The 17,027-nt window shown below is 61.8% G+C and carries 21 protein-coding genes; 9 read left to right on the top strand and 12 right to left on the bottom strand.

Translation table 11 applies throughout. The annotated features are described in order from the left end of the window. Positions 1-6: 6 nt before the first annotated feature. Both sdhD and sdhC read right to left on the bottom strand, forming a co-directional pair. Entirely contained in the window at positions 7-387 is a 381-nt protein-coding gene (sdhD, locus tag EPK99_RS22070) for a succinate dehydrogenase, hydrophobic membrane anchor protein (RefSeq protein ID WP_128445253.1), read from the bottom strand. 12 nt (positions 388-399) lie between these two features. Beyond that, positions 400-792, bottom strand: a complete 393-nt coding sequence (gene sdhC, locus EPK99_RS22065; RefSeq protein WP_128445252.1) for a succinate dehydrogenase, cytochrome b556 subunit — start codon at positions 790-792, stop codon at positions 400-402. 283 nt (positions 793-1,075) lie between these two features. Here sdhC and EPK99_RS22060 point away from each other — a divergent pair, with 283 nt between their 5' ends. Further along, entirely contained in the window at positions 1,076-1,627 is a 552-nt protein-coding gene (locus EPK99_RS22060; RefSeq protein WP_128445251.1) for a hypothetical protein, read from the top strand. A gap of 2 nt (positions 1,628-1,629) precedes the next feature. Here EPK99_RS22060 and EPK99_RS22055 read toward each other — a convergent pair whose 3' ends face one another. The 6 genes from EPK99_RS22055 to tsaD all read right to left on the bottom strand — a co-directional run bounded on the left by EPK99_RS22055 (position 1,630) and on the right by tsaD (position 5,531). Further along, positions 1,630-1,920, bottom strand: a complete 291-nt coding sequence (locus EPK99_RS22055) for a DUF1330 domain-containing protein (RefSeq protein WP_128445250.1) — start codon at positions 1,918-1,920, stop codon at positions 1,630-1,632. 66 nt (positions 1,921-1,986) lie between these two features. Further along, complete coding sequence (locus EPK99_RS22050; protein WP_128445249.1) at positions 1,987-2,634, bottom strand: class I SAM-dependent methyltransferase; 648 nt, start codon at positions 2,632-2,634, stop codon at positions 1,987-1,989. Positions 2,635-2,641: 7 nt separating this feature from the next. Then, positions 2,642-3,082, bottom strand: a complete 441-nt coding sequence (locus EPK99_RS22045; protein ID WP_128445248.1) for an EVE domain-containing protein — start codon at positions 3,080-3,082, stop codon at positions 2,642-2,644. A gap of 8 nt (positions 3,083-3,090) precedes the next feature. Beyond that, the gene (locus EPK99_RS22040) at positions 3,091-3,420 is read right to left on the bottom strand and encodes a YciI-like protein (protein ID WP_128445247.1); all 330 of its coding nucleotides are present in this window, start codon (positions 3,418-3,420) and stop codon (positions 3,091-3,093) included. Between the two features lie 33 nt (positions 3,421-3,453). Beyond that, positions 3,454-4,437, bottom strand: coding sequence for an NAD(P)H-dependent glycerol-3-phosphate dehydrogenase (locus tag EPK99_RS22035; protein ID WP_128445246.1), 984 nt, complete (start codon positions 4,435-4,437; stop codon positions 3,454-3,456). Continuing rightward, positions 4,434-5,531 (bottom strand): tRNA (adenosine(37)-N6)-threonylcarbamoyltransferase complex transferase subunit TsaD, encoded by a 1,098-nt coding sequence (tsaD, locus tag EPK99_RS22030; protein ID WP_128445245.1) that lies wholly within the window; start codon positions 5,529-5,531, stop codon positions 4,434-4,436. The genes EPK99_RS22035 and tsaD overlap by 4 nt, the downstream gene beginning before the upstream one ends. A gap of 71 nt (positions 5,532-5,602) precedes the next feature. Here tsaD and hemC point away from each other — a divergent pair, with 71 nt between their 5' ends. The 6 genes from hemC (at position 5,603) to EPK99_RS22000 (ending at position 11,627) form a co-directional block, all read left to right on the top strand. Next, entirely contained in the window at positions 5,603-6,532 is a 930-nt protein-coding gene (gene hemC / locus EPK99_RS22025) for a hydroxymethylbilane synthase (RefSeq protein WP_128445244.1), read from the top strand. Positions 6,533-6,537: 5 nt separating this feature from the next. Further along, entirely contained in the window at positions 6,538-7,242 is a 705-nt protein-coding gene (locus EPK99_RS22020; RefSeq protein WP_128445243.1) for a uroporphyrinogen-III synthase, read from the top strand. Positions 7,243-7,330: 88 nt separating this feature from the next. Next, a complete protein-coding gene (locus EPK99_RS22015; RefSeq protein WP_128445242.1) occupies positions 7,331-8,692 on the top strand; it encodes a COG4223 family protein in 1,362 nt (453 codons plus the stop codon). Positions 8,693-8,706: 14 nt separating this feature from the next. Next, entirely contained in the window at positions 8,707-10,326 is a 1,620-nt protein-coding gene (locus EPK99_RS22010; RefSeq protein WP_128445241.1) for a heme biosynthesis protein HemY, read from the top strand. Between the two features lie 22 nt (positions 10,327-10,348). Next, complete coding sequence (locus EPK99_RS22005) at positions 10,349-10,843, top strand: tellurite resistance TerB family protein (RefSeq protein ID WP_128445240.1); 495 nt, start codon at positions 10,349-10,351, stop codon at positions 10,841-10,843. 13 nt (positions 10,844-10,856) lie between these two features. Next, positions 10,857-11,627: a glutamine amidotransferase gene (locus EPK99_RS22000; RefSeq protein ID WP_128445239.1), complete on the top strand. Its 771-nt coding sequence runs from the start codon at positions 10,857-10,859 to the stop codon at positions 11,625-11,627. On the opposite strand, the gene EPK99_RS21995 is transcribed toward EPK99_RS22000, so the two are convergent. Next, positions 11,615-12,877: an MFS transporter gene (locus tag EPK99_RS21995; RefSeq protein ID WP_128445238.1), complete on the bottom strand. Its 1,263-nt coding sequence runs from the start codon at positions 12,875-12,877 to the stop codon at positions 11,615-11,617. The genes EPK99_RS22000 and EPK99_RS21995 overlap by 13 nt on opposite strands. Positions 12,878-13,011: 134 nt before the next feature. On the opposite strand from EPK99_RS21995, the gene EPK99_RS21990 reads away from it, so the two are divergent. Both EPK99_RS21990 and EPK99_RS21985 read left to right on the top strand, forming a co-directional pair. Continuing rightward, positions 13,012-13,302 carry a YggT family protein gene (locus EPK99_RS21990; protein WP_245582524.1) on the top strand — a complete coding sequence of 97 codons (291 nt, stop codon included), beginning with the start codon at positions 13,012-13,014 and terminating at the stop codon, positions 13,300-13,302. After that, complete coding sequence (locus EPK99_RS21985) at positions 13,299-13,613, top strand: DUF167 domain-containing protein (RefSeq protein ID WP_128445236.1); 315 nt, start codon at positions 13,299-13,301, stop codon at positions 13,611-13,613. The genes EPK99_RS21990 and EPK99_RS21985 overlap by 4 nt, the downstream gene beginning before the upstream one ends. A 2-nt stretch (positions 13,614-13,615) precedes the next feature. Here EPK99_RS21985 and ppa read toward each other — a convergent pair whose 3' ends face one another. The 3 genes from ppa to typA form a co-directional block, all read right to left on the bottom strand. After that, positions 13,616-14,152, bottom strand: a complete 537-nt coding sequence (ppa, locus tag EPK99_RS21980; protein WP_128445235.1) for an inorganic diphosphatase — start codon at positions 14,150-14,152, stop codon at positions 13,616-13,618. Positions 14,153-14,284: 132 nt separating this feature from the next. Then, the gene (locus EPK99_RS21975; RefSeq protein WP_128445234.1) at positions 14,285-14,791 is read right to left on the bottom strand and encodes a GNAT family N-acetyltransferase; all 507 of its coding nucleotides are present in this window, start codon (positions 14,789-14,791) and stop codon (positions 14,285-14,287) included. 197 nt (positions 14,792-14,988) lie between these two features. Further along, positions 14,989-16,812 (bottom strand): translational GTPase TypA, encoded by a 1,824-nt coding sequence (typA, locus tag EPK99_RS21970; RefSeq protein WP_128445233.1) that lies wholly within the window; start codon positions 16,810-16,812, stop codon positions 14,989-14,991. Positions 16,813-17,027: the final 215 nt, after the last annotated feature.

Genomic DNA, 17,027 nt, shown 5'->3' with positions numbered 1-17,027 from the left:
GCGGGATTATCCTGCAAATGCGATTTTCAGGACGGCGAAAAGACAGAGGCCGCCGACCAGCAGTGAAAAGAATGCGTTGAGGATCAACAACGCCATCTTGGTGACTTCGTTATGAATATAGTCCTGGATCACTTCTTCCATGCCGAGCCGCATGTGCACGATGCTGGCGATCACGGTCAGGCCGTTGATGGTCGCTACGAAGGGATTGGAAAGCGCGGAGACGACTTCCGGATAGGGCCGGCCGCCATACAGGATCAGGAACACGATATAGAACAGAAGCAGGGGCACGAGCGCGATCGAGGTGGTGCGAACGCGCCAGAAATGCTCGGTGCCGCTCTTTGCGGAGCCCAGCCCGCGGACCTTGCCGAGGGGAGTACGCATGTCCATTGAACTATCTCCTCAGCGAATGATCAGCACGATTGCCCAGACCACCACCGTGAGCACGATGGAAGCGATGAGGTTGCCCTTGGCGAGCTTGGTGGAAAACTCTTTCTCGAAGCCGTAGCCGAGATCCCACATGATGTGGCGCAGGCCGCCCAGCAGATGGTGGAGCAGCGCCCAGGTATAGCCCAACAGCACGATCTGGCCGATGATCGAGCCGAACAGCCAGTTGACCTGGTTGAAGTGCTCCTCACCCGAGGCCGCGGCAATCAGCCAGGCGGCGACCAGCAAGGTGCCGAAGTAGAGCGCCGCACCGGTAATACGGTGAACGATCGACATCGCCATGGTGGGAATAAAGCGGTAGATTTGCAGATGCGGCGACAGGGGCCGGTTATTCGTCACATTCGCCATCAGAACCTCGCGGCGTCGTATGCAGTGTCAAAGGGCAGACGCCCGGCAATGCACGCTGAAGAAATGTGCATTGCATCATGAGCGTGGTTTATGCTCACGGATGTCTGACGACAAGAACATTTAGATCCATTCTGAAATTTAATCGATTGTGTGATTGTCAAGTCCTTCGCACCCGCTCACCCATTCCAGCGTTAACCATAAAAGACGAAGAAATCGTTGCCGCCCGATCCTGCTGCGCCAGTTTGTGTTAACCAATGGTTAACCTTGTATGCAGGAGTTCGCCATGATCGCGAATCGGATGAAATCTGTGGTGGCGGCGCTGGCCTGCCTTATGCTTGTTGCTGCCACGTTGACGGCGGCGGGCGCGGAAGCCGCAGAGCGGGGTCATCGACTGGACCGGCATCATGCCCACCACGGGCGCCACTTCGGAAGTTCCGAATTTGTGGGCAACACCTTTAGTGGACGGCATCATCGGCAGTGGGTCCGCAACGACCGTTGGGACCGCCATAACAACCATACGGCTCGCCGCCAGTTTGCCGACAGTACCGATCTGAGCCGCAACCGCTCGATCCGGCGCTTCGAAAGCGACCGCGACTTCACCGGTTCCGAGCGTAGCGGCGCCACCTGGGCCGGCTCCACATGGGCCTATCGCGACGATGGAAACGGCGTCTACTTCGATCGCGGCTATCGCGACGACGACGCGGCCATCCCTGTGTTTCGGGCGCCCCGCGCCAAGATCATTCACGTGAACCAGAACGAGGGCAGCGAGCGCTTCGCCGCACGCGACGCCTGCTTCTATGAAGAAGGCGTCTGCGTCATCCGCGGCGGGCGTTGACGTCAGATGCCCTCGATGATGCGGATGTCGCGTTCGGCGCCGCCTTCGAGCAAGGCCAGGGCTTCCTGGTAGGCGGAACTGTCATGCGCGGCGCGCGCCTGCTCTACACTGTCGAATTCGATCAGCACCGTTCGCTGTTCGAGACCCAGTTCGTAGACCTGTGACGGCAGGCCTCGCGCCAGAATGCGTCCGCCCGCAGCATTGATTGCGGGACCGCTAAGCTTGGCATAGGCCGCAAGCTTATCCGGATCGGTGACGGATCGGTATGTGGCAACCCAATATGCTTTGGCCATCCTGCTTTTTCCTCTCACTTAAGACCGCAACCATAGCGCCCGTCGGCCACTGGCTGCAAATTTAACTCACGATACGAACCGCCAGACCGTCGTGCGTTTGACCTCGCTGTCCTCCAGCGCCCGGGTCACCGGCACTTCATAGACAGCGAGTTGCTCCAGCCGCTCCCGGGGACAATAGCTGCGGCCCGGATCGCCCACCAGAACCAGCTTTCCCTCGCCGGCAAGCGCCGCGAACCAGGGGATCAGCACATCAGCGAAATCCCGGTCGTAGAAAACATCTCCCGCCAGTATAATGTCCGCTTCCGTGGACCTGCCGATCTGGTTTTCGGACGTGAAGCAGATCTCGACACCGTTCTCCAGCGCATTCAAAGCGATCGCGCTTTCTGCCCACGGGTCGATATCGGCGGCGAGTACGCCGGAAGCACCGGAAAGCTTGGCGGCGATGGCGACGAGGCCCGACCCGCTGGCAAAATCCAGCACGGATTTACCCGCAACCACATCGGGATGATCCAGCACGAAACGGGCGAGCCCCTGCCCTCCCGCCCAGGCAAAGGCCCAGAACGGTGGCGGAAGGCCGATTTCCTCCAGATCCTCCTCCGTCTTCTGCCAAAGCTCATGCGCCTCGCTGGCGAGATGCAGGCGTATTTCCGGCACATGCGGAGGGCGCATGAGCGTCGTATTGGCAAGGATGAAGGTCCGGGGGTCGGTCTTCAAGATCGAGTCAATCGGAAGAGCGTGGCGGCTTGTCGATACCGCCGAGCCTGCAGATCTCCAGATATTCCTCATCCATGACCGGCTGCACCGAAAGCCGCATCGACGTCACCAGAGCCATCTTTTCGAACTTTGAATTGGCCTTGATCTCTTTCAGCGTCACGGGCTTCGGCACATCCATGACGGCGCGAATATCGACGCAGTCCCATTTGGGATCGCCCTTGGCCGAAGAGTCCGGATGCGACAGGGCGCAGACTTCCACGATGCCGACGATCTCCAGGCCCTCGTTGGAATGGTAGAAGAAGCCTTTGTCGCCGATCTTCATGGCCCGCATGTTGTTGCGTGCCAGGTAGTTGCGGACGCCTGTCCATTCGGTGCCCTTGGCCCCCGCCGCCTTTTGCTGTTCCCAGGACCAGGCCGAGGGTTCCGACTTGTAGAGCCAGTAGGCCATGGTTCGCCTCAGTTCGCAGGGTTGTTGCCAGGGTTGTTGCCAGGTTTGTTGCCAGGGTTGTTGATCGTCCAGCTCCACGGCTTGACGTCAACCTTTTCGAACAGCCCGGCGAGGTAGTAAGGATCGGCTTCGGCAAGCGTCCGCGCCGCCGCCATGTCGGCCGCATCGACGACCACCAGGCTGCCGTTCGGCTTGCCTTCGTCATCGAGGAAAGGCCCGGCGAATTTCAGCTGGCCGCTGGCGTTCAGCGTGTTGAGATGCTCCAGATGCGCCGGCCGCGTTTCCATGCGGACATTGAGATGGTTCGGCTTGTCGGTGCAGAGGAAGGCAAACAGCATCGGGTCTCTCCTTTGGAATAATTGTCGTCTCGGCTATTCGGTGGTGATCGGCCGGGCCATTAGGCGCTCGACCGCGTCGGCAATACCAAGCTTGCCGTCGATGATCGCGGCGACGGCATCGGTGACCGGCAGGTCCACGGAAAACTCTACGCCCAGCCTGGCTGCGACAGAGGCCGCAAACACGCCCTCGACTAGCAAGCCGCCTTCCGTCTCCCGGGGCGTGCCCTGCCCGAGCGCAATGCCGAAGCGCAGGTTTCTGGATTGGTGGCTCGTCCCCGTCAGCACGAGATCGCCGAGGCCCGACAGGCCACGGACAGTATCCGCCCTGCCGCCCATCGCCTCCACAAGGCGCGACATTTCCGCAAGTCCGCGGGAAATCAGTGCCGCCCGCGCGGATTCGCCAAGACCGGCGCCTTCCACGATCCCGCAGGCGATTGCCAGGACGTTCTTGAGCGCTCCGCCGAGCTGCACGCCGATCCGGTCGGCTGAAGGGTAAAGACGGAAGCTGCGGCACGAGAGCCCAGCAGCCAGGCGTTCGGCAATGGCTTCGTCAGCGGCAGCGATCGCCATGGCGGTCGGCAGTCCGCGGGCGATATCCGCCGCAAATCCAGGCCCGGAAAGAGCAGCCACCGCGTGATGCGGCAGGGCCACTTCCAGCACATCCGTCAGGATGCGCCCACTTGCCCTGTCTATGCCCTTGGCGCAGGTGACCACAACCGCATCGGCGCCAAGATAGGGACCGTAGTGCCGGGCGGCATCGAGCTGTGCCTGGGATGGCATGGCAAACAGCACGAAGTGCGCCTGCTCGACTGCATCGGGCTCGGCGGAAAACTCCAGCACGTCCGGCAAAGGAACGCCAGGAAGCGCCGCATCGTGGATGCGCTCGTTGCGCAGGTCGGTCATCAGCGCCGGGTCGCGTCCGACAAGCGTTACAGGATGCCGGCCTTCCAGCGCCATCACCGCGGCAAGGGCGGTTCCGAACGCGCCGGCTCCGATCACCGCGATCCGCTCACTCATGCCTTGGCACCCCGCTTGCCGGAGCCGAGCAGCGTCTGGGCCTGCGCATCCAGCGGCCAGCGGGAGCGCGGCGCAACGTCGAACGTATCGGTCGGCATGTCTTCCGCAAGCCGCTCGAGCCCGGCCCAGGCAATCATCGCGGCATTATCCGTGCACAGCCGGAGCGGCGGTGCGATGAAGCGGAAACCATGCTCCAGGCACAGCGCCTGCAGCGTCCGGCGGATGTCCTGGTTGGCGGCGACACCGCCCGCCACCACCAGCGCCGGGTCCACGTCGAGTGCCGCAAATTCTCGGCTGAAGCGGGCAAGCCCGCGCCCGATCCTGTCCCGCAGCGTGCGCGATATCGCCTTCTGGAAGGAGGCGCAGATGTCGGCCACGTCCTGATCGCTCAAGGGCGCGATATCGGTCGCTGCCTGACGTACGGCTGTCTTCAGGCCCGAAAAGGAGAAGTCGAGCCGCGCTTCGCCCACCAGCGGCCGCGGCAGAGAAAACCGGTCCGAATTGCCCTTCTGGGCAGCCTTTTCCACCGCCGGACCGCCGGGATAAGGCAGGCCCAGCAGCTTGGCGGTCTTGTCGAAGGCCTCGCCCAGCGCATCGTCTATGGTCGTGCCCCAGCGCTCATATTCGCCGACGCCGCGCACCAGCACGAGCTGCGTATGCCCGCCGGAGACGAGCAGCATCAGGTAAGGGAATGACAGCCCGTCCGTCAGCCGCGCCGTCAGCGCATGACCTTCAAGATGGTTGATGGCGAACAGCGGCTTGCCGGCCGCCCGCGCAATCGCCTTGGCAGTCATCAGCCCGACGATCAGCCCGCCGATCAATCCCGGGCCGGAGGTCGCGGCAATCGCGTCCACATCCTGTAGCGACACATTGGCGCGGTGCAGCGCCTCCTCCACGAGACCGTCGAGCGCTTCCACATGGGCGCGCGCCGCAATCTCCGGCACCACACCGCCATAGAGGCTGTGCTCGTCCAGCTGGGAAAAGACCACGTCGGACAAGATCTCGCCGCGTCCGTCCTCGTGACGCGCCACCACGGCCGCAGCCGTTTCGTCGCAGCTTGTTTCGATCCCGAGAATGCGAAGAAAACTCGCCATGCGCCTATCGATAATTGCGATGCCGGGGAAACCGGTCTACGAAGCCCTCCGGTAACAATGGAATGACGCGGATGCAAACGAAACCTTTCCGGATCGGGACGCGAGGCAGCCCGCTCGCCCTCGCCCAGGCCGCGGAGGCACGCGCACGTCTGATGGCGGCGCATGCCCTGCCGGAGGAGATGTTCGAGATCGTCGTGATGTCCACGACCGGCGACCGCATCACCGATCGCCCTTTGAGCGAAATCGGCGGCAAGGGCCTGTTTACCTTGGAGCTTGAGGAAAAACTCCTCTCGGGCGACCTGGATTTCGCCGTGCATTCGTCGAAAGACATGCCGACCGCACTGCCGGAAGGCTTGTATATCTCCGCCTATCTGCCGCGCGAGGATATCCGCGACGCAGTCATAGGCCGCACGGCGCCGACTCTGATGGCGCTTCCGGATGGCGCACTGGTAGGAACGGCTTCGCTGAGACGCCAGGCGCTGATCCGCCGCATACGCCCCGATATCCAGGTGACGATCTTCCGCGGCTCCGTCGGCACGCGCCTGCGTAAGCTGAACGAAGGCCATGTGGATGCAACGCTGCTCGCCTATGCCGGCTTGAAGCGACTGACGCGGGAAGAGGTGGTGACCGAACTGCTCGACCCCGCCGATTTTCCGCCGGCGCCGGCGCAAGGGGCGATCTGCATCGAAAGCCGCATTGGCGATTCGAGGATCGACGCCCTGCTGGAAGCGGTCAACGATCGTCCGACCTTCGATGCGGTCTCCTGCGAACGCGCCTTCCTGACAGCGCTCGATGGCTCCTGTCGTACGCCGATCGGCGGCTATGCCATCTGCGATGGCGAGGGCCTGAAATTCTCAGGCCTGATCCTGACGCCGGACGGCCGCCAGGAACACAGCATCGAAATGGACGGCACACGAACGAAAGCGGAAACTCTCGGCCGCAGTGCCGGGGAAGCCATTCGTGCGGCCGCGGGTCCGGGCTTCTTCGAAGGCTGGGCCTGACAGCCATGCGGGTTATCGTCACCCGCCCCGAATATAGCGCCGGCGGCACCGCCGAGCGGCTGAAAAGCCTCGGGCATGAGCCCGTCCTGATTCCGTTGATGAAAGCCCTACATGATCAAGAGGCGGTAATGCGCGCGCTTGCGCAGCCGCATGCAGTCCTGGCGGTGACCAGCGCCGAAGCTCTTCGAGCGCTGTCAAACCATAAGGATGATCTGGGCTCTCACCTCGCAACCCCGGTCTTTGCGGTCGGAACTGCGACGGCACAGGCGGCGGAGGAGTTGGGGTTCACGGATATCCGCACCGGGCCGGGCGGCGGGCGTGGTCTGGCCGACCTTATTGCAGCCCAAGCCGGGAGCCGCCCCGTCCTCTACCTCGCGGGCAATCCCCGTTCGCCCCATTTCGAGGCCGCCTGCTCAGAAAAACACGTGCCCCTGCATGTGGCCGAGATCTATCGCATGCTGCCGATAGCCTACGACCTCGCGGAGATCGGGGCCAGGCTCGACGATCGGGAGGCGGACGCGGTTCTGCTCTACTCGGCCGAAAGCGCCCGTCTTTTCTTCGACGGCCCGGCACGTCATCTCGTCCGCCTGCGGAACCTGATGGTTTTGGTTATCAGCGACGCTGTGCTTGAGCGCATACCCACGCAGCTTCACCATAATGTCAGGGTCGCCGCACGGCCTGACGAAGACGGGATTTTTGCACTCCTTTAGATGCGCCGCACAGCAAAACGTCTGACGCCCCTTTCTTTCCACAATGCCGCCCACTAGTTTCTGTCATCAGACGCGAAAAGAGGTCGAGATGGTACAGGAACAACCACCCCGCCGATCCAAGGCAGACAAGGACCCCGTGACGATCGACCTGACGCCCGAGGAATCACGGGTGGTCTCGGAGCCCGTTCGCAGCAATGACAGCGACGAGACGGCCGCGCCCGACGCTCCCTTGGCGAGCGCCGCAAATGATGCTCCCTTGGCGAGCGCCGCAAATGATGCTCCTCACGAGCAAGGCGGAGAAGCTGCATCGAGTACAGCTTCGGAGACGCCGCCATTGGACCACACCGTTGCGGAAACCCCGTTGGGGCAAGAAACTCTGATGGAACAGGCTGCCTTGCCCGGCCATGAGCCTGAGCCTGCAACTTTAGATTCCAAGCCGACCGGTACGAAGGGCGACTGGAAGCCTGAACCTTCCAGTTTCGAGCCGGAGCCGTCCCATTCGTATGAGCGGGAACCGTCCGCTTCGCCACGCGCCGGCTCTTCGGTGCCTGCAATGGTCGCCTCCGGCATCTTCGGTGGCCTCGTCGCCCTCTTCCTGGCCGGCAGTATGCAATATGCCGGCTATCTGCCTGCAGCCTCCAGCGACGACAGCCGGAACGCTTCCTCCGCTCCTTCGCCGGAACTCGATGCACTTCGACAGGAGATCGAGGCACTGAAGCAACGTCCTGCTGGAGATGAGCCACTGACCGCCCGCATCCAGGCGCTGGAGCAGGCTCAAGCCAGCAGCGGAGCGTCCGAGGAGATGCAGCAGCGCTTCGCATCTCTCGAAAAGCAGCTTCAGGACGTCCGCTCGGCAACCCAGGCCACAGCCAGCAGTGATGCAGGACTTGCACGCCGGTTGAATGAAGCGGAAGCCAAGATCAACGACCGCGGTCCGGAACAGCAGGTCGCGCGCGCAGTCGCCGCAGCAGCCTTGAAAGCCGCTATCGATCGCGGCGGTCCTTTCGAGCCTGAACTTCAGACATTCGCCAATGTGGCCGCCGACGACCCGGTCGTCGCGCAGTTGCACGATTTCGCGGCGTCCGGCGTGCCCTCCCGCGCCGAACTGCAACGCGATTTTTCGCCAGCTGCAGACGCCATGCTGGAGGCTGCCGAGCAGCCCGCTCCGAACCAGGGCCTGGCAGCGCGCCTCTTCTCGTCGGCTGCCTCTGTCGTAAAGGTCCGGCAGGTGGGCCAGGTCGAAGGCTCCACGCCCGAGGCTGTCGTCGCTCGCATCGAAAACGCTGTTCGCGACGGGGATCTCGCGGCCGCCGCGCGCGAATGGAGTAACCTTCCCGAGCCCGCCAAGGCGGCCGGCCAGGACTTCAAGCGCAAGCTCGATGCGCGGGTACAGGTGGAAGATCTCGTGAACGGAACCCTGACGCGCGCCGTTGCCGGCACAAAAGGCTGAGGATTGAACACCGGATGATCAGACTGTTTGTTTTTCTTCTTGTCGTCTTGGGCCTTGGCTGGGGTTTTTCCTGGCTTGCAGACCGTCCCGGCCTGATCACGATCACCTGGCAGGATCACCTTATCGAGACGAGCCTCATGGTGGCTGCCACGATGGTGGTTGTCCTGATTGCCGCCGTCATGATCCTCTGGTGGATCATTGGCGTCATCTGGACCTCGCCGCACTCGGTTCGCCGCTATTTTCGCTCCCGCAAGCGGGATCGCGGCTACCAGGCTCTGTCCACCGGCCTGATTGCCGCCGGCGCCGGAAATTCGCTTCTCGCCCGCAAGATGAGCCTTCGTACGCGCGGTCTGCTGAGCGCCGATCAGGAGCCGCTGATCCACTTGCTGGAAGCGCAGACTGCCTTGATCGAAGGCAAGCACGACGATGCCCGCCGCAAATTCGAGGACATGTCGAACGACCCGGAAACCCGTGAGCTTGGTCTGCGCGGTCTCTACATGGAAGCCCGCCGGCTGGGCGCGAACGAGGCCGCGCGGCAATATGCAGAAAGAGCGGTCGAACACGCGCCCTATCTGCCCTGGGCGGCACAAGCCACGCTAGAGGCGCACAGCCAGTCCGGCCGCTGGGAGGACGCTATCCGCCTTCTCGACCAGCAGCGCATGGCGAATATCATCGAAAAGCCGCAGGCGGATCGTTGGAAGGCCGTACTCCTAACCGCCAAGGCGGGAGAGCGCCTGGAAGGCGATCCGAAGGGCGCGCGCGATGATGCCATGGCAGCGTTGAAGCTCGCCAAGGATCTGGTTCCCGCCGCGGTGATCGCAGCCAAAAGCTATCTCCGCGAAGACAATGTTCGCAAGGCGGCCTCCGTGCTGGAGGGCGTCTGGAAGCTTCAGCCGCATCCCGAGATCGCCCAGGCCTATGTTCGTGCCCGCAGCGGCGACAGCACCATCGATCGGCTGAAGCGTGCGGATAGGCTCGAAGCGCTGCGCCCCAATAATGTCGAATCCCTGCTTGCGGTCGCGCAAGCAGCCCTGGATGCCAGCGAGCTGAAGAAGGCAAGAGCTAAGGCCGAGGCTGCTGCCCGCATGGCGCCGCGCGAGGCCGCCTATCTCCTGCTGGCCGATATCGAGGAGGCCGAGACCGGCGATCAGGGCCGCATCCGCCACTGGATGGCGCAGGCATTACGGGCGCCACGCGATCCTTCCTGGGTGGCTGACGGCTTCGTTTCGGAGCGCTGGCTGCCCGTGTCCCCGGTGACGGGCCGCATCGATGCCTTCGAGTGGAAGATCCCCTTCGGTCAGGTCGAAGGACCTGTGGAAGAGGGTTCGGCTGGCGCCGAACGAGCCATTGCGACCCTGCCTCCTGTTGCGGAAGAACCGGAACGTCATCCTGAACCAGTTGCGTCAAAGGTAGCTGCGGTCGAGGTCTTTGCCTCTCCGGAAGCTCCCAAGCCAAAAGAACAGGAGTTTGCTGTTGCAGCAAAACCACCAGCGGCTGGGAATGTGATGCCGCAGGAGCAAAAATCGCCCGAAAACAAGAGGGAGGCCGTTCCCTTTTTTGGCAACGCACCGGATGATCCCGGTGTGAAAGATCAACACGCCGAGAAATCTGCAACAAGGCTCCGGCTCTTCTGAAGTCCGAGGGCCTGAGGACGAGATGCTAGACCGAATCCAGGCCTTCCTCCACACTCTGACCGCCCCTCACCAGCCGCAGGAATTTGCGCCCGACGATCCAAGGGTTGCCTTCGTGGCGCTCTGTTTCCAGGTCATGGAGGCCGACGGCAATATTTCCGATAAGGAACGTCAGAAATTCCGTGACCTTCTGCGCGACCGCTACGATTTGAGCGACGATCGCTTGAAGCATCTGATCCAGGCGGGCCAGGAGGCCGGCAGCGAAGCGGTTGATTATTACCGCTTCACATCCGATCTGAGACGGCACCTCGTCAACGAGGACGACCGTATCGAGCTTCTCGGGATCCTGTGGGACATCGTCTACGCAGATGGCGAGCGCAGCGAAATCGAGGACCACGTGATCTGGCGCATTGCCGATCTCCTGGGCGTTTCTGCGCGCGACCGGGTTCTGCAGCGCCAGCGCGCTGCGGCCCAGGCGGGCGAAGAGGACATGGTGGGAGCCGAAGCGGGAGGAGAGTAAGGGTTCTTAATTCATGCTGATGCCTGCTTCCGGTCCAAGGGTACATCTGCCCGTGCTCGTCGTGCTCCACCAGGAGCGTTCGTCGCCGGGCCGCGTTGGACAGATGCTGCTCGACAAGGGGTTCCCCCTCGACATCCGCCGCCCTGTGTTGGGCGACAGCCTTCCCCATACGCTGGAGAGGCATTCCGGCGCGGTGATCTTCGGCGGACCGATGAGCGCGAACGATCCGGAACCTTACGTCAAGGCCGAGATCGACTGGATCGGTGTCCCCCTTACGGAGAACAAGCCCTATCTGGGTATCTGCCTCGGCGCGCAGATGATGGTGCGTCACCTCGGCGGCAATGTTGCCGCCCATCGCGACGAGCTCACCGAAATCGGCTGGTATCCGCTACGGGCAACGGAACAGGGCAGGCTCCTCATGCCGTGGCCGAGGATGGTCTATCATTTTCACCGCGAGGGCTTCGATCTGCCCCGCGGTGCCAAACTGCTGGCGGAAGGCGACGTATATCCCAACCAGGCTATCCGTTACGGCGACAATGCCTGGGGATTGCAGTTCCATGCGGAGCTGACCCGGGCCATGATGCACCGTTGGGTCGTTCATGGTGAAAAACGTTTCGAGATGCCCAATGCCCAAAAGGGCCAACAGCATCTGGACGGCCGGATGATCTTCGATCAGCCCCTCAGGGACTGGCTCTGGAATTTCCTCGACCTCGTCTTCTGCGGGCGGCAAGCACTAAACGAGATGCGTCCTGACGCGCGCCACGCGGATCTTCAGGCCTGCTGAGGCGGTTGGTCCTCGGGCTGATCGGGAGCGGCCAGGTTGTCGATGCGGCGCAGCTTCGGAAAGCTGGCAGCCCAGATGATCGCGACGGCGAGCGTTCCGATGCCGCCGATGACGACGGCCGGGACGGCGCCGAACACGGACGCCATGGTGCCTGCACGAAACTCGCCGAGCTCATTGGAAGCGCCGACGAAAACCATGTTGACCGCGTTGACGCGGCCGCGCACTTCGTCCGGCGTCCAGAGCGCGATCAGCGTTTCCCGGACATAGACGGAGATCATGTCGGACGCGCCCATCAGCATCAGCGCGGCGATCGAAAGCCAGGGCGTCGACGAGAGGCCGAAGATCAGCGTGCCGAGGCCGAACAGGCCGACACCGACGAACATCGCAATCCCTGCATGATGCCGGATAGGATGGAAGGCAAGCCAGATTGCGACGCCGATAGCGCCGACGCCCGGGCCTGCCCGAAGCAGCCCGAGGCCCCAGGGACCGAGGTCCAGCACATCGCGCGCGAAGATCGGCATGAGAGCGACCGCGCCGCCGAGGAGAACCGCAAACAGATCGAGCGAGATGGCGCCGAGCACAATGGTTTCGTGGCGGATGAACCGGAAACCAGCCAGGATCTGCTCCCAACTGACTTCCGCGCCGGACGTGCGCTGAGCCGGCTTCGGGATCATGAAGACCAGAATGCCGGAGACGACCATCAGCAGGAAAGCGATCGTATAGGCTGAGGTCGCGCTCAACCCATAGAGCAGGCCACCGATGACGGGGCCAAGGATGGAGGCGGTCTGCCAGGATGAAGAGTTCCAGGCGACGGCGTTGGGCAGATCCTCCGCAGGAACGAGGTTTGGCCCAAGCGACTGCACCGCCGGTCCCATGAAGGCCCGCTCTATCCCGAACACGACGAGGATGCAAAACACCGGCAAAGGCGAAAAAGCATCCGCAATGGTGAGACCCAGCAGGGCCGCGCAGCATATCCCGCCGACCACCATGCAGGCCGCGACGATCATGCGGCGATTGTACCGATCCGCGACCGTACCCGTCACCAGGATGAGCACCAGCGACGGCAGGAACTGGAAGAGGCCGATCAGCCCGAGGTAAAGCGGGTTGCGTGTCGCGTCATACATCTGCCAGCCGACGGAGACGCTGACGATCTGAATGGCGAAGGCGGAGAAGAACCGGGCAAGAAAGAAGCGGGTGTAGGATCGGTGTCTGAAGGCCGCGAAACGATCACCCGATGCGGGAAGGGACATGGAGGCTCTTTCGACCGGGCAAGACGAACGCTGGGCGTACCGTCGTTAAACATGCTGCGATGACGCCAGGAGCGGCACTTGCTCGTTAGTTCCCCAATGTCTACATGTCTGTCAACAACGAAATGGAGACGTGCATGCTCGCCCTGTTTCAGACCATTGATCTGGCTTTGAACCTCTATACCTGGGTGCTGATCGCCAGCGCCATCTTCTCATGGCTCTACGCCTTCAACGTTATCAACTCGAGAAACCAGTTCGTGGATGCGATCGGCCGCTTCCTGTTCAACGTGACGGAGCCGGTTCTGCGCCCGATCCGCCGCGTCATGCCGGACCTTGGCGGTATCGATCTTTCTCCGATCATCGTGCTGCTGATCATCTTCTTCCTGCGCTCGCTGATGTGGACCAGCCTCTATCCGCTGGTTGCTTGAGCAGCCCTTTCAGCAGGCATTCCGATCATTTGCGGCTCGCGATTCGGGTGATACCGAACGCGGGCCGCAATGCTCTGGACGGCATTGCGGTGGCGGCCGACGGTGAGAGCTTCATCAAGGCGCGGGTATCGGCAGTGCCGGAAGACGGCAAGGCCAACAAGGCGCTGATCGAGCTGTTTGCCAAGGCGCTCAAGATCCCCAAATCCTCGGTCTCGATCCTCTCCGGCGAAACAGCGCGCAAAAAAATCCTCCGGATCGAGGGCGACCCGGAGGATTTGCAGAGAAAGCTCGATGGTCTTCTGAAGAGCTGAGCCTACTTCTTGTCAGCGTTGAAGCGCTCGATGGCTTCGACGATCAGCCTCTTGGCGACATCGACATCCTGCCAGCCTTCGATCTTCACCCACTTGCCGGGCTCCAGATCCTTGTAATGCGTGAAGAAGTGCTCGATCTGCTTGAGCGTGATCTCCGGCATATCGGTGTAATTCTTGATCTTGTCGTAGCGCTGGGTCAGCTTCGGCACAGGAACGGCAATGATCTTCTCGTCCTGACCACCGTCGTCTTCCATGACCATGACGCCGATCGGGCGAACATTGATGACGCAGCCCGGAATGAGCGGACGCGTGTTGCAGATCAGCACGTCGATCGGATCGCCGTCTTCGGAAAGCGTATGCGGCACAAAGCCGTAATTGCCCGGATACGTCATCGGCGTATAAAGGAAGCGGTCTACGACCAGTGCGCCGGCTTCCTTGTCCATCTCGTACTTGATCGGATGACCGCCGACCGGCACTTCGACGATCACGTTGACGTCTTCAGGCGGATTCTTGCCTACGGAAATTGCATCGATACGCATTCTCTTCCCCGATAAGGTTCACTGAAGTTATGCGTCGATAGCGGGATTTATCCCGCAAGGCAACACGCCTTCAGCGTGGCCGCAGGCATTCCCAGCCGCCATCGCCACAAGAGGCGACAAAGGCCTCGGCAGTCATTGCCAGACGAACCCGATCTTCTTGAGGTTCGTACCGCCAAAGTCTTCCATGCCTTCCACGGTATCTGCACCGTCATGGCGGCGGAAGAAGCGGATGGCATGCTCGCTGTCTTCCAGGCACCAGACGACGAGCCCCTCGCAGCCGAGCGACTTCAGCAGCCGCCGGCTTTCCCCAAACAGCCGTCGCCCAAGCCCGATGCCCTGATATTCCGGCCGCAGGTAGATCTCGTAGATCTCACCGTCAAAGGGCAGCGCCCGCGACCGGTTGAGACCGATGGTGGCGTAGCCGGCAATCGTGCCCGCCACATCCAGCACCAGCAGTGTGGCAGGGCCACTGGCTGCCTTGCGCCACCAGCCTTCGCCCCGCCGCTCCAGCATCTGGATCAACGGTTTGTGGGGTATGATACCGGCATAGGCCTGCTCCCAAGACTCCCGATGCGCCATCGAAATGGCGCGGGCATCTTGCGGTTCGGCCCGCCGGACATCGATCGACAACGTCTTCATAACGCGACTTTAGGTCCTGCCGCGGGCGCTCCACCATCCTAATCGCTGATCCGGCTGGATTGCCCACAGACTTCTCATGTGGACGACATCGGAAAGTTAACTCGTTTTTAACCTTTGCAGCAAGACCCACTGCCGGCAGACAAAGAAAAACCCCGGCATCGCTGCCGGGGTCCAAAAGACTGCGTCTGAAGCGAGGATCAGGCGATCTTCGCCTTACCGAAACGCTTGCGATCATTGGCGTCGAGATAGGTCTTGCGAAGACGAATATTCTTCGGCGTCACTTCCATCAGTTCGTCGTCCTGGATCCACGAAAGCGCCCGGTCAAGCGTCATGCGGATCGGCGGGGTCAGGCGCACGGCCTCGTCCTTGCCGGCCGAACGGATGTTGGTGAGCTGCTTGCCCTTCAACACGTTGACCTCAAGGTCGTTATCGCGGCTGTGGATGCCGATGATCATGCCGGCATAAACCTTTTCACCCGGCTCGATGATCATCGGGCCACGGTCTTCCAGGTTGAACATCGCGTAGGCGACGGCTTCGCCGGACTGGTTGGACAGGAGAACGCCGTTGGTACGGCCGCCGATTTCGCCCTTGTAAGGCTGATAATCATGGAACAGACGGTTCATGATCGCGGTGCCGCGCGTGTCGGTCAGCAGTTCCGACTGGTAGCCGATCAGGCCACGGGTCGGCGCGAAGAACTTGAGACGGACACGGCTTCCGCCGGACGGACGAAGCTCGGCCAATTCGGCCTTGCGTTCGGACATCTTCTGCACGACCACGCCGGAATGCTCTTCATCGACGTCGATCACGACTTCTTCGATCGGCTCCAGAACATTGCCGTCTTCATCCTTGTGCATGACGACACGCGGACGCGACACGGCAAGCTCGAAGCCTTCGCGACGCATGGTCTCGATCAGGACGGCCAGCTGCAATTCGCCACGACCGGAGACGAAGAACGAATCCTTGCCTTCGGATTCCTCGATCTTCAGGGCGACATTGCCTTCTGCTTCCTTGAACAGACGGTCGCGGATGACGCGCGAGGTGACCTTGTCGCCCTCGGTGCCGGCCAGCGGGCTGTCGTTGACGAGGAAGGACATGGTGACGGTCGGCGGATCGATCGGCTGTGCTTCCAGTGCTTCGGTGACCGACGGATCGCAGAACGTGTCGGCAACCGTGCCCTTGGACAGGCCGGCAATGGCGACAATATCGCCCGCATGGGCTTCATCGATGGCTGTGCGCTCGATACCGCGGAAGGCGAGGATCTTGGAAATGCGGCCGGTTTCGACCACCTTGCCATCCTGGCTCAGAACCTTGACGGACTGGTTCGGCTTGATCGAGCCGGAATGGATACGGCCGGTGATGACGCGGCCGAGGAATGGGTTGGCTTCGAGAAGCGTGCCGATCATGCGGAAAGCACCGTCTTCGTCGCCGACGCTGGGTTCCGGCACATGCTTGAGCACCAGGTCCAACAGCGGAGCAAGACCCTGATCCTTCGGACCTTCCGGGCTGACATTCATCCAGCCATCGCGGCCCGAACCGTAGAGGATCGGGAAGTCGAGCTGCTCGTCGGTCGCATCCAGATTGGCAAACAGGTCGAAGACTTCGTTGATGACTTCTTCGTGGCGTCCGTCCGGACGGTCGATCTTGTTGATCGCAACGATCGGGCGAAGGCCGACCTTCAGCGCCTTCGAGACCACGAACTTGGTCTGCGGCATCGGGCCTTCCGAGCTATCCACCAGAACGATGGCGCCATCCACCATCGACAAAATACGTTCCACTTCGCCGCCGAAGTCGGCGTGGCCGGGCGTATCGACGATGTTGATGCGGGTGCCCTTCCACTCGATGGAGGTCGCCTTGGCAAGAATGGTAATGCCGCGTTCTTTTTCCAAATCGTTGCTATCCATCATGCGCTCGACGGTGCGCTGATTTTCGCGGAACGAGCCGGACTGCTTAAGGATTTCATCAACCAGGGTCGTTTTCCCATGGTCGACGTGTGCGATAATTGCGATATTTCGCATTTTCATAGTCAGGATCTCTAAGGTTTGGGGCGCAATGCTTGGGAGGCGCCGAATTCGCTTGGCGGCCTCTTACCTGCTTTTTCGCATTTGCGAAAGGGGGCGAGCGACGATGCTCTCCTGCAGGCCGCATCGCAGCATGGATACGGCCTTATGTAGTCTTCCATGGTTTCACAGCAATAGGCCATCCTTCAGGAAGGACAGCCTGCTTCAAAACATGTTGA

The organism is Neorhizobium lilium (assembly GCF_004053875.1).
GTDB lineage: Bacteria > Pseudomonadota > Alphaproteobacteria > Rhizobiales > Rhizobiaceae > Neorhizobium > Neorhizobium lilii.
The sequence above is the reverse complement of the archived record's forward strand: the minus strand, read 5'-3'. Positions and strand labels throughout refer to the sequence as shown.

What these genes read in the sequence shown, in the direction of transcription:
- EPK99_RS21995 (WP_128445238.1), bottom strand. Translation starts at nt 12,877, where the DNA reads ATGTCCCTTCCCGCATCGGGTGATCGTTTCGCGGCCTTCAGACACCGA.
- EPK99_RS22055 (WP_128445250.1), bottom strand. Translation starts at nt 1,920, where the DNA reads ATGGCCAAAGCATATTGGGTTGCCACATACCGATCCGTCACCGATCCG.
- EPK99_RS21990 (WP_245582524.1), top strand. Translation starts at nt 13,012, where the DNA reads ATGCTCGCCCTGTTTCAGACCATTGATCTGGCTTTGAACCTCTATACC.
- EPK99_RS22010 (WP_128445241.1), top strand. Translation starts at nt 8,707, where the DNA reads ATGATCAGACTGTTTGTTTTTCTTCTTGTCGTCTTGGGCCTTGGCTGG.
- EPK99_RS22020 (WP_128445243.1), top strand. Translation starts at nt 6,538, where the DNA reads ATGCGGGTTATCGTCACCCGCCCCGAATATAGCGCCGGCGGCACCGCC.
- EPK99_RS22040 (WP_128445247.1), bottom strand. Translation starts at nt 3,420, where the DNA reads ATGCTGTTTGCCTTCCTCTGCACCGACAAGCCGAACCATCTCAATGTC.
- EPK99_RS22015 (WP_128445242.1), top strand. Translation starts at nt 7,331, where the DNA reads ATGGTACAGGAACAACCACCCCGCCGATCCAAGGCAGACAAGGACCCC.
- sdhD (WP_128445253.1), bottom strand. Translation starts at nt 387, where the DNA reads ATGGACATGCGTACTCCCCTCGGCAAGGTCCGCGGGCTGGGCTCCGCA.
- ppa (WP_128445235.1), bottom strand. Translation starts at nt 14,152, where the DNA reads ATGCGTATCGATGCAATTTCCGTAGGCAAGAATCCGCCTGAAGACGTC.
- tsaD (WP_128445245.1), bottom strand. Translation starts at nt 5,531, where the DNA reads ATGGCGAGTTTTCTTCGCATTCTCGGGATCGAAACAAGCTGCGACGAA.
- EPK99_RS22060 (WP_128445251.1), top strand. Translation starts at nt 1,076, where the DNA reads ATGATCGCGAATCGGATGAAATCTGTGGTGGCGGCGCTGGCCTGCCTT.
- hemC (WP_128445244.1), top strand. Translation starts at nt 5,603, where the DNA reads ATGCAAACGAAACCTTTCCGGATCGGGACGCGAGGCAGCCCGCTCGCC.
- sdhC (WP_128445252.1), bottom strand. Translation starts at nt 792, where the DNA reads ATGGCGAATGTGACGAATAACCGGCCCCTGTCGCCGCATCTGCAAATC.
- EPK99_RS22045 (WP_128445248.1), bottom strand. Translation starts at nt 3,082, where the DNA reads ATGGCCTACTGGCTCTACAAGTCGGAACCCTCGGCCTGGTCCTGGGAA.
- EPK99_RS22000 (WP_128445239.1), top strand. Translation starts at nt 10,857, where the DNA reads ATGCTGATGCCTGCTTCCGGTCCAAGGGTACATCTGCCCGTGCTCGTC.
- EPK99_RS21975 (WP_128445234.1), bottom strand. Translation starts at nt 14,791, where the DNA reads ATGAAGACGTTGTCGATCGATGTCCGGCGGGCCGAACCGCAAGATGCC.
- EPK99_RS22005 (WP_128445240.1), top strand. Translation starts at nt 10,349, where the DNA reads ATGCTAGACCGAATCCAGGCCTTCCTCCACACTCTGACCGCCCCTCAC.
- typA (WP_128445233.1), bottom strand. Translation starts at nt 16,812, where the DNA reads ATGAAAATGCGAAATATCGCAATTATCGCACACGTCGACCATGGGAAA.
- EPK99_RS22035 (WP_128445246.1), bottom strand. Translation starts at nt 4,437, where the DNA reads ATGAGTGAGCGGATCGCGGTGATCGGAGCCGGCGCGTTCGGAACCGCC.